General features: G+C 58.4%; 9 protein-coding genes and 1 other RNA gene. 2 read left to right on the top strand and 8 right to left on the bottom strand.

Translation table 11 applies throughout. From position 1 onward, the window contains the following. Window positions 1-2: 2 nt before the first annotated feature. The 7 genes from sufS to ydiJ form a co-directional block, all read right to left on the bottom strand. Complete coding sequence (sufS, locus tag C2U54_RS14850) at window positions 3-1,223, bottom strand: cysteine desulfurase SufS (RefSeq protein WP_103179325.1); 1,221 nt, start codon at window positions 1,221-1,223, stop codon at window positions 3-5. Continuing rightward, window positions 1,220-2,491, bottom strand: coding sequence for a Fe-S cluster assembly protein SufD (gene sufD, locus C2U54_RS14845; RefSeq protein WP_103179324.1), 1,272 nt, complete (start codon window positions 2,489-2,491; stop codon window positions 1,220-1,222). The genes sufS and sufD overlap by 4 nt, the downstream gene beginning before the upstream one ends. Further along, complete coding sequence (gene sufC / locus C2U54_RS14840) at window positions 2,466-3,212, bottom strand: Fe-S cluster assembly ATPase SufC (protein ID WP_039029104.1); 747 nt, start codon at window positions 3,210-3,212, stop codon at window positions 2,466-2,468. Before sufC ends, sufD begins: the two co-directional genes overlap by 26 nt. A gap of 16 nt (window positions 3,213-3,228) precedes the next feature. Beyond that, window positions 3,229-4,716: a Fe-S cluster assembly protein SufB gene (sufB, locus tag C2U54_RS14835; protein ID WP_103179323.1), complete on the bottom strand. Its 1,488-nt coding sequence runs from the start codon at window positions 4,714-4,716 to the stop codon at window positions 3,229-3,231. A gap of 8 nt (window positions 4,717-4,724) precedes the next feature. Beyond that, on the bottom strand, window positions 4,725-5,093 hold the full coding sequence (gene sufA / locus C2U54_RS14830) for a Fe-S cluster assembly scaffold SufA (protein WP_103179322.1): 369 nt from the start codon (window positions 5,091-5,093) through the stop codon (window positions 4,725-4,727). Between the two features lie 813 nt (window positions 5,094-5,906). Beyond that, a complete protein-coding gene (gene menI / locus C2U54_RS14825) occupies window positions 5,907-6,317 on the bottom strand; it encodes a 1,4-dihydroxy-2-naphthoyl-CoA hydrolase (RefSeq protein WP_103179321.1) in 411 nt (136 codons plus the stop codon). Then, window positions 6,314-9,370 (bottom strand): D-2-hydroxyglutarate dehydrogenase YdiJ, encoded by a 3,057-nt coding sequence (ydiJ, locus tag C2U54_RS14820; RefSeq protein ID WP_103179320.1) that lies wholly within the window; start codon window positions 9,368-9,370, stop codon window positions 6,314-6,316. Before ydiJ ends, menI begins: the two co-directional genes overlap by 4 nt. A gap of 206 nt (window positions 9,371-9,576) precedes the next feature. On the opposite strand from ydiJ, the gene ydiK reads away from it, so the two are divergent. Together ydiK and rprA are read left to right on the top strand one after the other, a co-directional pair. Next, on the top strand, window positions 9,577-10,689 hold the full coding sequence (gene ydiK / locus C2U54_RS14815) for an AI-2E family transporter YdiK (protein WP_103179319.1): 1,113 nt from the start codon (window positions 9,577-9,579) through the stop codon (window positions 10,687-10,689). 188 nt (window positions 10,690-10,877) lie between these two features. Beyond that, an RNA gene (gene rprA, locus C2U54_RS14810) (antisense sRNA RprA) lies at window positions 10,878-10,988 on the top strand. Window positions 10,989-11,032: 44 nt separating this feature from the next. Here rprA and C2U54_RS14805 read toward each other — a convergent pair. After that, a complete protein-coding gene (locus C2U54_RS14805; protein ID WP_103179318.1) occupies window positions 11,033-13,414 on the bottom strand; it encodes a glycoside hydrolase family 3 N-terminal domain-containing protein in 2,382 nt (793 codons plus the stop codon). Window position 13,415: the final 1 nt, after the last annotated feature.

The raw sequence follows: 13,415 nt of genomic DNA, 5'->3' as shown, positions 1-13,415 counted from the left end.
TTTTAGCCCAGCAGCTGGTGGATACGCTTCAGCCCGGCCACCAGTCTGTCGACCTCTTCCAGTGTGTTGTACATCACCAGCGATGCGCGGCACATCGCCGGTACCTGATAAAACGCCATCAGCGGCATAGCGCAGTGGTGTCCGGTTCGCACCGCCACCCCGTAGTTATCGAGAAAACTGCCCACGTCATAGGCGTGGTGTTTGCCAAGGTTAAAGGCAATAACACCCTGACGGTCCGCCGGGCCATACAGCGTGAGATCCGGCACGCTGGCAAGTTCCGCCAGAGCGTAGCGCATCAGCATCTGTTCATATTCGGCGATAGCATCAAGGCCGATGCCTGACACATACTCCATCGCCGCGCCCAGCCCGATAATGCCGCCGGTGTTAGGCGTGCCCGCCTCAAAGCGCCACGGCGCCCGGGCGTAGGTTGTGCCTCCGCTCAGGCTGACGGTGGCGATCATCGACCCGCCCCCTTCCCACGGCGGCATCGCCTGTAAAATCTCATCTTTGACGTACAGCACGCCGATACCGGTAGGCCCGTAGAGCTTATGGCCGGAAAAGACGTAGAAGTCGCAGTCCAGCGCCTGGACATCCACCGTATGGTGCATCACCGCCTGGGCGCCATCAATCAGCACTTTCGCCCCCACCTGGTGGGCTTTGGCGATAATCTCCGCCACCGGGTTTACGGTACCCAGCACGTTGGAGATCTGAGTAATGGCCACCAGCCGGGTGCGTTCATCCAGCAAGGTATCCAGCTGTTCAAGCTGTAACGTGCCATCTTCGTTAAGCGGGATAACCCGCAGTTCCGCCCCGACGCGCTCGCACAGCATCTGCCAGGGCACGATATTGGCGTGGTGCTCCATCTGACTGATGAGGATGTTATCGCCCGCGTGCACTTCGGCGCTGCCCCAGCTGTTCGCCACCAGGTTGATCCCTTCGGTGGTACCGCGCACAAAGACCAGCTCCTCCGGCGAGCGGGCGTTTAAAAATGTTGCCGCGCGGGTACGGACATTCTCCATCCGCTGCGTCGCCTCGGCGCTGAGGGTGTGGATCCCCCGGTGCACCGCCGCGTAACCATGCCGGTAAAACTCCGCCTCGGCCTCGATCACCTGCGTGGGCTTTTGCGCGCTGGCGGCGCTGTCGAGATAGGCAAGCGGCAGACCGTTTACTTCACGGGTCAGGACAGGAAAATCCGCCCGCACTTTCTCTACAGGGAAAATCATGCCACACCTCCAGGCAGACGCTGGCCGATACGCGCCAGCACCTGCTGTCTTAACGTTTCATCGTCGAGGGCTTCGGTCAGTTCGGCGGCAAAGGCGTAGATAATCATCTTCTCGGCCGCCTGCTTATCGATCCCGCGGGAGCGCAGATAGAACATCTGCTCATCGTCGATCCGCCCCACGGTGGCGCCGTGGCTGCACTTCACATCATCGGCGTAAATTTCCAGCTGCGGTTTGGTGTCCACCTCCGCCAGTCGCCCCATCAGCAGATTGTTGTTGGTCATCTGACCGTCGGTTTTGATGGCGTGCTGCGCCACGTTGATTAGCCCGTTGAAGACGGCCCGCCCCTTATCGCTGACGATGGTTTTATGCAGCTGGCGGCTGTTGCAGTAGCCCTTGTTGTGCTCAAGCCAGGTACGGGTGTCGCACACTTCAGATTTCACCGGCATCGCCAGGCTGTTGATGCGCAGGGTCGTATTTTCGCCGTTATGCTGGGTGCTGGTGTTATGGCGCAGTACTGCGCCCCCCAGCAGGAAGCTGTGGCTGAATGCCGTCGCATCGGCGGCCATCAACAGGTCGTTATGGGCGAAGTGGTGGCTCGCCGCGTTCTCGAACGCCAGCTTGATATGGTGCAGCCGGGCGTTGGCCGCCACGTTCATGGTCAGGCGCGAGCCGGTGAAATGGTGCATCTCATTGAGACTTACGTAATGCTCAATGATGGTTGCTTCTGCACCCTGCGCCAGTTCCAGATGGTGACGATAGTGAGCAGTGTTGATCTCTTCGCCTTCAAGTCCCTGGGTGATGTGCATCAGCAGCAGCGGCTTTTCAGGACGGGCGTTACGTTTCACGCTGATATGCGTCACGCTCTGGGCCAGACTTTCGGTCAGATGCAGGAACAGCTCCGGCTGAACCGGTGCCGCCAGGCTTTGCCGCTCGTCGTTAATGGTCACCTCAAACCCGCTGCCGTCGGTGCTGTCGCTCAGTTCCGGACTAAAGCGTCCGTCAACAAAGACCAGCCGCGTGGCGTCGAGAGTAAGCGCCAGGGCATCCCGATCGCTCGCTGCCACCCTGGCGGGTCGGGAAACAAACTCGCCGTTAAGCAACCCTTCCAGCGGGGTATATTTCCAGTTTTCGTGCTTACGCGTCGGCAACCCGAGGCGCAGCATCTGCTGCAGGTGCTGCTGGGCCTGTTCAGAGCGGGTTCCGCCCTGTGCCTCAAACAGGCGGTGCCACTGCTGCAGCGCGTTACTGCTGTTCGCTAAGCCAGCCATAGCCCTGCTCCTCCAGCTGTTTGACCAGCGTAAAATCACCCGATTTCACAATCCGCCCCTGATAGAGCACATGCACATAATCGGGTTTGATGTAATCAAGGATGCGCTGATAGTGGGTGACGATGATAAACGACCGCTTGCCGTCGCGCAGGGCGTTAACGCCGTCGGCGACGATTTTCAGGGCGTCGATATCGAGCCCGGAGTCGGTTTCATCGAGGATGCACAGCTCCGGCTCCAGCACCGCCATCTGCAGAATGTCGTTGCGCTTCTTCTCCCCGCCGGAAAAACCGACGTTGACCGAGCGGGTGAGCAGATCTTCCGGCATCTTCAGCAGCTGGATCTTCTCTTCCATCAGATCCTGGAAATCAAAGCGATCCAGCTCCTCTTCGCTGCGGTATTTGCGCACGGCATTCAGGGCGGTCTGCAGGAAGAACTGGTTGCTGACGCCTGGGATCTCTACCGGGTACTGGAAGGCCATAAAAATGCCCTCCCCGGCTCTCTCTTCCGGTGACAGCTCCAGCAGATCTTTGCCCTTAAAGTCGACCGAACCGCCGACCACTTCGTAATCTTCGCGCCCGGCAAGGGTGGCTGACAGCGTACTTTTGCCCGACCCGTTAGGGCCCATAATCGCATGCACTTCGCCCGGGCGGACCTCAAGGCTCAGGCCGCGCAGGATCGCTTTATCTTCCACACTGACCTGTAAATCTTTAATGCTTAACATGTGCTTTCCTTAATCCTTAGCCGACGCTGTGTTCGAGGCTGATCGCCAGTAATTTTTGTGCTTCCACGGCAAACTCCAGCGGTAGTTCAGAGAACACATCCTTACAGAAGCCGTTCACAATCATCGAGATGGCATCCTCTTCGCTGATGCCGCGCTGCAGGCAGTAGAAGAGCTGATCTTCGCCGATCCGCGAGGTTGTCGCTTCGTGTTCCAGCTGGGCGCTGTTATTGCGGCACTCAACATACGGGAAGGTATGCGCCCCGCAGTCCGGGCCAATCAGCATGGAGTCGCACTGGGTAAAGTTACGGGCGTTGGTGGCCGTCGGCATGATTTTGACTAAGCCGCGATAGCTGTTCTGGCTCTGCCCAGCGGAGATCCCTTTCGAAATGATGGTCGACCGGGTGTTTTTGCCGATGTGGATCATCTTAGTGCCGGTATCGGCCTGCTGATGCCCGCTGGTCAGCGCCACGGAGTAGAACTCGCCGATGGAGTTATCCCCGCGCAGAATACAGCTCGGATATTTCCAGGTGATGGCGGAGCCGGTCTCAGACTGGGTCCACGACATTTTACTGTTTTCGCCTTCGCACAGGGCGCGCTTGGTGACGAAGTTCAGGATGCCGCCGGTGTTATTATCCCCCGGGAACCAGTTCTGCACCGTCGAGTATTTCACCTCGGCGTCTTTATGGATGATCACCTCCACCACTGCCGCGTGCAGCTGGTAGCTGTCGCGCACCGGGGCGGAACAGCCCTCGATATAGCTGACGTAGCTACCCTCATCGGCAACGAGGATGGTGCGTTCAAACTGGCCGGTTTTCTCGGCGTTGATACGGAAATAGGTGGAGAGCTCCATCGGGCAGCGTACGCCTTTCGGCACGTAGATAAAGGTGCCGTCGGAGGCTACCGCCGCGTTGAGGGCGGCAAAGAAGTTGTCATTGCCCGGCACGACAGTGCCAAGATATTTCTTCACCAGCTCTGGGTGATCGTGGATAGCTTCCCCGAAGGAGCAGAAGATGATCCCTTGCTCGCCCAGTTTTTCGCGATAGGTGGTCGCGACCGAGACGGAGTCAAAGATGGCGTCCACCGCCACCTCGCGCCCTTCACGTACCGGCACGCCGAGCTGTTCGAACGCCTCCTCCACCTCTTTACTTAAAAAGGCGTTGGCCCCGGTCTGCTGTACCGCACCGGGCTCAGAGGCGCAGGTGTCGTCGCAATGACCGCAGGAGGGGGCAGAGTAGTAGCTGTAATTCTGATAGTTAAGCTTATCGTAGTGCGCCTTCAGCCAGTGCGGCTCTTCCATCTCCAGCCAGGCTTTGAACGCATTCAGCCGGAACTCCAGCATCCAGTCGGGTTCGTTACGCTTGGCGGAAATCGCGCGGATGACCTCTTCGTTAATCCCTTTTGCCAGCTCGTCGGTCTGCAATTGGGTGAAGAAGCCCTCTTTGTAATTAATGTGGCCGCCGGACCAGGTGTTGACGTCGTCAGTTGCTTCAGTATGTCGAGACATAATACCGCCTATACCCCAAAACTTTCGCCGCAGCCGCATTCGTTCTGGGCTTTCGGGTTATTGAATTTGAATAACTGGTTTAAGCCTTCGCGCACGTAATCCACTTCCGTACCGTCAATAAACGGCATCGCCTGGAGCGGCACATAGAGCCGGGCGCCGTCATGTTCAAAAACCAGATCGTCTTTTTCCGGCTGGCTGACGGTGGTGAGGACATAGCCGAAACCGGCGCAGCCCGTCTGTTTCACCCCTAACCGCACGCCGAGCATATCTGCCTGTTTGCTCACCAGCTCGCGAATGTGCGCCGCTGCGGCAGGGGTCAGCGATAATCCGCGCCATGCAAAATCTGTCGGATCAAACGTTTCTGAATGCTGTTCCATAAGTCCACCTCATGTATTGCGCCCTCTGGGCATAACACCATGTTAGTGATAATGATTATCACTTCAACCCCTCACTTGCAGGGGCATTCGGCTTAATCGCCCTTTTTGCATACTTTTATTAAGCATAGACCCTGATGACAGGCTTAACAGGCCTGACGAAGATTGTTTAATCTCTTGATAATCTTGATGATTAACAGAACAAATCGACCATAATGGTCAAAAGTTAAAATATGTATAGAAAATGCCTATTTTTGGAATAGCCAGATAGATAAGACGCAAGGACAGAGGATCTCCTGAAGGGCGGTGCCAGGTGAGCCAGGCTCTCCAGGATTGAGGCATGACTTTATTTGGGTACTTTGGGCCAACAGGCAAACCTGCGCCCCAGCAGGGTTTTTCTTTTTGTAAGCGTATTCTGAATCTCAGTCGGAAGGGTGAGGCGAACGCCGCCGGGTGCGCTATGCTTCGGCAAAAGGGCAGCATACGGAGGGGAAAATGCTCATTGCAGTTGTGACCATCGCCATCGTTGCCGTCGTCATAACCGGTCTGGTTATCCTGTCTGCCATGCAGGACATTAACAACGATTACTGAATGCAGTAAAAAGAAAGCCCTTAAGACTACCAGAAGTAATCTTAAGGGCTTCTCGCTCCATCCGGCGCTTATCTCCGGCACTCAATATGGCTTAGCTCTTGAAGGAGCATAGGAATAATCTCATAAACCTTGACGCGCGAATTAACATTTCTTGCGGCCCGCCAGTAAGTTCCCCTTTTTCAAGGTGATAAAAAAGAAAAAAGGCCGCTTTTGCGGCCTTTCGCTTCAGATCACAGCCGTAGTCAGCCGCGACGAGCAGCACAAGCGATTCTGTTCATCCAGGATCTCAATCTCCCAGACCTGATGGCGTGAGCCAGCATGCAGCGCACGGCAGACGCCGCGCACCCGGCCGCTGCGCACGGAACGAATATGGTTGGCATTCACCTCCAGCCCCACCACCTTCTGCTCTCCTTCGGTGCAGAGATAGCCCGCCACCGAGCCCAGGGTTTCGGCCAGCACCACCGACGCACCGCCGTGCAGCAGCCCAAAGGGCTGATGGGTGCGGCTGTCGACCGGCATAGTGGCCTCCAGTTCATCCTCGCCGATACGGGTAAACTGGATATCCAGCAACCCCACCATATTCCCGTCGCCCATGGCGTTTAACGCCTGTAACGTGACAGCCCGTTTCCAGATCATCCCATAATCTCCAGTAAGGCCTGCAGTGGATGGCGCACGCCGTTGCCCTCGACGCGTTTGACCTGGCTGCGGCAGGAGTAGCCGGTCGCCAGGCAGCGGTTGCGCGGCAGGCGCTGCATCGCCTGGTGCCAGGAGAGCTCATAGATCCCCAGCGAGTTCGCATGGTTCACCACCTCGTGCCCGTAGGTTCCGGCCATGCCGCAACAGCCAACGCTGACGCTCTCCAGCTTCGCGCCAAAACGGGCAAAGATGGCCGACCACTGTGCTGGCGCGCCCGGCAATGCGGTTACTTCTGTACAGTGTCCGAACAGATACCACGCCTCGCCGCTGGTCTCCTGGGCGGGTTGCGCATCGAGGATCGTCGGCAGCCACTCATGTACCAGCATGACGTGGAAGTCGCCGCGCTTGTCACCGAGGGTCTGCTTGTACTCATCGCGATAGCAGAGCACCAGCGCCGGATCGACCCCAACCATCGGCATACCCAGCTGCGCCACCCGGTTAAGGAAATCCGAGGTTTTTTGCGCGGTTTTCGCAAAGCGGTTGAGAAAACCTTTGATGTGCTGCGCCTTGCCGTTCGGTGAAAACGGCAGCAGCACCGGCTGGTAGCCTAACCGCTCGGCAAGACGAATAAAGTCCGCTACCACCTGGGCATCGTAATAGCTGGTAAAGGGATCCTGCACCACCAGCACCGTTTTCGCTTTTTGCTCTGCGCTCAGCGCCTCAAGCTGCTCGAGGGTCAGGTTGGCAGAGCGGTGGGCGACCATCTGACGCTGCAGAGAGGGCGTGGAGAGCAGCGGCAGGTCGATCATGCCGATATGCTTCTCGGAAAGTTTGCGTACCAGCGGCTGGTTAATAAAGAAGTTAAAGGTGCGCGGCGCGCGGGCCATCAGCGGGGCATAACTCTCCACCGTCGCGACCAGGTGATCGCGCATCGGGCGCAGATACCGGCTGTGATAGAGCTGCAGGAAGCGGGAGCGGAACTCCGGCACGTCGATCTTAATCGGGCACTGGGTAGAGCAGGCTTTACAGGCCAGGCAGCCCGACATCGCCTCTTTCACCTCGTGGGAGAAGTCGTACTCCCCTTTACGCGCATGCCAGCTGTTGCGGGTGCGATCGATAAGGGTGCGCAGGCTGGCGCGTTTCTCCGGCAACTCTTTCTCCAGCGCAAGCGGATCGACGCCGCGTTCGGCCAGCAGGCGCAGCCACTCGCGCACCAGCGTCGCACGTCCTTTCGGCGAGTGAATGCGGTTGCTGGTGATCTTCATTGACGGGCACATCGGGCTTTTCGCATCGAAGTTAAAGCACAGGCCGTTGCCGTTACACTCCATCGCCCCGCGCCAGGAGGCGCGCACGGCTATCGGGATCTGGCGGTCAAAGGTGCCACGCTTGACCGCATCCACCTGCATCATCGGGGCATCGACACCCTCCGGCGGACAGATTTTACCGGGGTTGAGGCGGTTGTTCGGGTCAAAGGCCGCTTTGATTTTGCGCAGCTCGCCATAGAGCTGTTCGCCAAAGAAGGCCGGACTGTACTCTGCGCGGAAGCCCTTCCCGTGCTCGCCCCACAGCAGGCCGCCATATTTGGCGGTGAGCGCCACCACCTCATCGGAGATCTGCTTCATCAGGATCTCCTGCTGCGGATCGCACATATCCAGCGCCGGGCGCACGTGCAGCACCCCGGCATCGACATGGCCGAACATGCCGTAGCTCAGGCCGTGGCTGTCGAGCAGAGCGCGGAACTCCACGATATAGTCCGCCAGGTTCTCCGGCGGCACGCAGGTGTCTTCAGCAAACGGTATCGGCTTGGCAGCCCCTTTGGCGTTGCCCAGCAGCCCCACCGCTTTTTTACGCATCGCATAGATACGTTCGATGCCAGCGAGATCGTTACACAGCTGCCAGCCAATCACCCCGCCCTCGCCCCGGGCGATAAGTTCGTCCAGCCGCTGGCACAGGGCAGCGACCTGGCTTTCGATAAGCGCTGCGTCATCGCCAGCAAACTCAACAATGTTCAGGCCCAGCATCTCTTTATCGGGCACGTCAGCGATAAGTTCGCTCACCGAGTGCCAGACGATATCTTCCCGCGCCAGGTTGAGCACTTTTGAGTCGACGGTCTCAACAGACAGCGCCCGGGCATCCACCATAAACGGCGCATTACGCAGCGCAGAGTCGAAGGAGTTGTACTTCACATTCACCAGGCGACGCACTTTTGGCAGGCGGGTGATGTCGAGACGCGCTTCAGTGATAAAGGCCAGCGTCCCTTCTGAGCCGGTGAGGATACGGGTCAAATCGAACTGGCTGAGATCGTCATTAAAGACATGACGCAGATCGTAACCGGTCAGGAAGCGGTTCAGTTTCGGGAATTTATCAATAATCAGCTGGCGGTTATCGCGGCAGCGTTCCAGCACGGTGCGGTAGATGCGCCCGGTGGCGGTGTTGTCCTTGCCGAGCGTTTCGGCAAGCTGAACCGGCACAGGCTGGGTATCAAGAATATCGCCGCCCAGCAGAACTGCCCGCACGCCGAGAACGTGATCGGAGGTTTTACCGTAGACCAGCGAGCCCTGTCCCGAGGCGTCGGTATTGATCATCCCGCCGAGAGTAGCCCGGTTACTGGTCGACAGCTCCGGGGCAAAAAAATAGCCGTAAGGCTTCAGAAACTGATTGAGTTGATCCTTAATCACCCCGGCTTCCACCCGCACCCAACCTTCTTCCGGGTTGATCTCAATGATGCGGTTCATGTAGCGGGACATATCGACGACGATCCCCGTGTTAAGCGCCTGGCCGTTGGTGCCAGTACCGCCGCCGCGAGGGGTGAAAATCAGCGAAGCGAAACGCTCCTGGGAGGCCACACGGGCCAGGAGTGCCACATCAGCGGTAGAACGGGGAAAAACGACTGCATCGGGAAGTAGCTGGTAGATACTGTTGTCGGTCGCCATGGTCAGCCGGTCGGCATAACGTGTGGCGGTATCGCCGGTAAAACCCTGTTGCTCCAGTGCCTGCAAAAAATTAAGCACCAGCTGAACGACGCCGGGTGCCTGAGAAATTTGTGGGATCATTACTGTCGACCCTGCCCAATCTTAAGAGTTGTAGATAATCGTTTGCGTTGTGTCTCACATTTTGTATCACATTTTAAACGTATCCGCCCGACAGAATTACAGGCAGAATCTGCCTGTTAAAAATGGCTGAAATCACTAATGATTGTAGTGATGCGGTTTTATGTTCTCGCCGGTTTGCCGGTGTTCTCAAAAGGTAAATTTCATCTATGGTCAATCGACACCAGCCCAGGGACGTTGCACAAGTTTTGCTGTCGGTGCTGTTTCTGGCAATCATGATTATTGCGTGTCTGTGGATTGTTCAACCCTTTATTCTCGGTTTTGCCTGGGCAGGAACGGTGGTTATCGCCACCTGGCCGCTATTTATTCGTCTTGAACGCTTACTGTTTGGTCGCCGGACGCTGGCGGTGCTGGTGATGACGTTGCTCCTGGTCCTGCTCTTTGTCATTCCTGTCGCGTTGCTGGTTAATAGCCTGGTTGACGGCAGCGGCCCGCTTATCAGCAGTGTTACCAGCGGCGATATGACGCTGCCGGAGCTGGCCTGGCTCAACGATATCCCGCTGATTGGCGATAAACTCTATGCCGGCTGGCATAACCTGCTGGATATGGGCGGCAGCGCGATTATGGCGAAAGTACGGCCTTATATTGGCGCCACCACCACCTGGTTTGTGGGTACCGCCGCCCATCTTGGCCGCTTCGTCGTGCACTGCGTACTGATGCTGCTGTTCAGCGCCCTGCTCTACTGGCGCGGCGAGCAGGTAGCGCTGGGCGTTCGCCATTTCGCCACCCGTCTGGCCTCGACACGCGGCGACGCGGCGATGCTGCTGGCGGCGCAGGCCGTGCGGGCCGTGGCTTTAGGTGTGGTGGTGACCGCTCTGGTGCAGTCGGTGCTGGGCGGTGTGGGCCTGGCGATCGCCGGGGTGCCTTACGCCACCCTCTTTACGGTGCTGATGCTGTTAACCTGCCTGATGCAGCTGGGGCCATTGCTGGTTCTGGTCCCGGCGATTGTCTGGCTCTACTGGAGCGGCGATACCACCTGGGGCACCTTCCTGCTGGTGTGGAGCTGCGTGGTGGGCACGATGGATAACGTCATCCGCCCGATTCTGATTCGCATGGGTGCAGACCTGCCATTGATACTGATCCTCTCCGGCGTTATCGGGGGGCTGATTGCTTTTGGGATGATCGGTCTGTTTATCGGACCGGTACTGCTGGCTGTCTCCTGGCGACTCTTCTCTGCGTGGGTGCACGAGGTCCCGCTGCCGCCGACCGATCCTGCTGTCCTGCTCGCCTCCCTTAACGAAACGGACGAGGTCAAAAAGTAACGCTCCCGTTCTGGTGGGTTCGCCCACCAGAATGTTAAGCTCCACTTATCAATTGGATTTCCCTTAAGCGCTGCTAAAGCCTTTCCTGCGCGTAATTCCTTCAATCTACTTCATAAATTCTTCATGCTTTTTAAACTATTGAGACGAATCTGATCGACGCAAAAATTCCCTATGCCTACTATTAGGTCACGGTTATGAATCAACAACACCTTGATTTATAAGCATGGAAATCCCCTGAGTGAAACAACGAATTGCTGTGTGTAGTCTTTGCCCATCTCCCACGATGGGCTTTTTTTTATCCTGCAAACCAGGCGGGAGAAAAGATTCCCGCCTTTACAGCACCTTAGCTCGCGCTCTTCTCAACCGTGCAGTGACTCACCATACGCCATTCGCAAGGTAATACCCGGGTGTCGCCCGTCGCCTCGACAGTGACCACCTCGCGAATATCCGCCGACGATGCCCCGACCTGCAATTCAAACTCGCCCGGCTCAACCACGCGTTTGCCGTCCCGGCGCGTAAAGTTGAAGAGATCCACAGGCAGGGTAAAGGTGAGCGTGGCGCTTTCACCCGGAGACAGGGTGACGCGCTGGAAGGCTTTTAGCTCCTGCAAGGGCCGCACCTGGCTGGCGACTTTATCCCGGACGTAAACCTGGACCACTTCGCTCCCGCTGCGCTCGCCGCTGTTTTTCACGTCGATGCTCAGCCTCACCTCGCCGTCGACGGGCACCCTGCTCTCAGCCAGCCGTGCGGCTCCCCAGCTGAAGGTGGTCCAGCCCAGGCCATAGCCAAAGGGATAGCGAGCCCCAAAGTGGAAGGCGAACGGCGTACCGCCGCTTTTCAGCTTGTGGTTGTAGTAGAAAGGCATTGCCCCCGCGCTTTTCGGTACGCTGACCACCAGCCTGCCCTGTGGCTCTGCCCGCCCGGTCAGTACATCGGCGATGGCCCAGCCGCCTTCCTGACCCGGCGCCCAGGCCATCATCAGGGCCGCTACGCGATCTTCCAGCCCCTGCAGGTTGTATGGCCGCCCTCCCGTCATCACCACGATCACCGGTTTGCCGGTCGCCACCAGCGCCTCCAGCAACTGCTGCTGTACGCCGGGCAGATTCAGGCTGTCCGTATCCGAGCCCTCACCCACGGTGCCGCTCTGGAACAGGCCCGCCAGGTCCCCCACGCATGCCACCACCACATCGCTGTCGTTGGCGACCCGCACAGCGTGCGGGATGAGCTGGGTATCCTGCGAAACCGGCGACTGCTGCATCGGTTTACCGCTGCTGTCCCCCGGGAAAACCGGGGCCCCCGCCATACGTTTTTCGATGATATGACACCCTTGCGCATACTGAACGTGGGCCTCGCCCAGGTAGTGCTTCAGTGCCTGCAGCGGGGTGGTCACCTGAGCGGTCTCTTCCACCATGTCACTGATGATCAAATGGACCGGGAAGCTGTAGCCGCTTAACAGCGCCAGCGGATCGTCCGCCGTGGGCCCGACCACCGCCACGCGAGGTTTACCGGAGAGAGGCAGAACGCCGCGGTTCTCCAGCAGGGTTAGCGAGCGCGTCGCCACCTCGCGGGCCACCCGGCGAGTCTCGTCACTTTGCAGATCGATGGCGTTTTCGTCGGCATAGGGATGTTCAAAGAGCCCAAGGCGGAATTTTTCGGTCAGTACGCGGGCGACGATCTCATCTACTTTCTCCATGGCCATCAGGCCCCGCTCCACCGCCCCGGCCAGATGCCGGGCGCAGTCATCTTTTGGCAGTTCGACGTCCAGCCCGGCGTTAAAGGCCAGCGCGGCCGATTCGGCTGCATCGTGGGCTATCCCATGGTGCTGATGCAACAGACTCACGCCGCCGTAATCCGCCACGATGATGCCGTCAAAGCCCCACTGCTCGCGCAGCACGGTGGTGAGCAGGAAGTGGTCGCTGTGGCCGGGTTGATTATCAATATCGTGATAAGCCGGCATCACTGACCCGGCATTCGCCAGCTTCACCGCCATCTCAAAAGGCAGCAGGAAGGTGTCGTTGAGTTCGCTGAAACCAAGATGGACCGGGGCGTGGTTGCGCGCCCCTTCGCTAAAGGAGTGGCCAACATAGTGCTTGAGGGTCGCCAGCAGATCGCGCTTATCGCCCTGCAAGCCCTTCACATATGCCGTTGCCATCACCCCCACCAGCCACGGGTCCTCGCCAAAGGTCTCTTCTGTTCGTCCCCATCGCACGTCGCGGGAGACGTCCAGCACCGGTGCCAGTCCCTGCTGGCAGCCAACCGAACGAGCCTCGTTACCTATCTGTTCAGCGGCACGATGCACCAGCTCCGGATCCCAGGTTGAACCGTAGTTCAGTGAGGAGGGAAACAGGGTGGCGTCTTTACACAGCAGCCCCACCAGGCACTCTTCGTGAAACAGCGCCGGTATACCGAGCCGCGTCTCCTCCATCATCATGCGTTGCAGACGGTTAGCGGCGCGCACGCCGGTTCTGGCATCAACAATGTGGGTGCCCAGCGGACGGGTGATCTGCCCGACGCCCAGCTTCAGGCGTTCGCTCAGGGCGGCCTGTTCACTTACGCCGGCAAATTCATCGCTCAGATCGCTACGCTCACGGTGGTTGCCGTTCTCATCGAGGATCAGCCAGTAAGCGTGCATCTGGGCAAATTTCTCTTCCGGGGTCATGCGCGCCAGTAAGTCGGCGACGCGCTCCTGCACGGGACGGCCCGCATCCTTGTAAATAGCAGTCATC

Source organism: Leclercia sp. LSNIH1, from assembly GCF_002902985.1.
Classification (GTDB): Bacteria; Pseudomonadota; Gammaproteobacteria; order Enterobacterales; family Enterobacteriaceae; genus Enterobacter.
The sequence above is the reverse complement of the archived record's forward strand: the minus strand, read 5'-3'. Positions and strand labels throughout refer to the sequence as shown.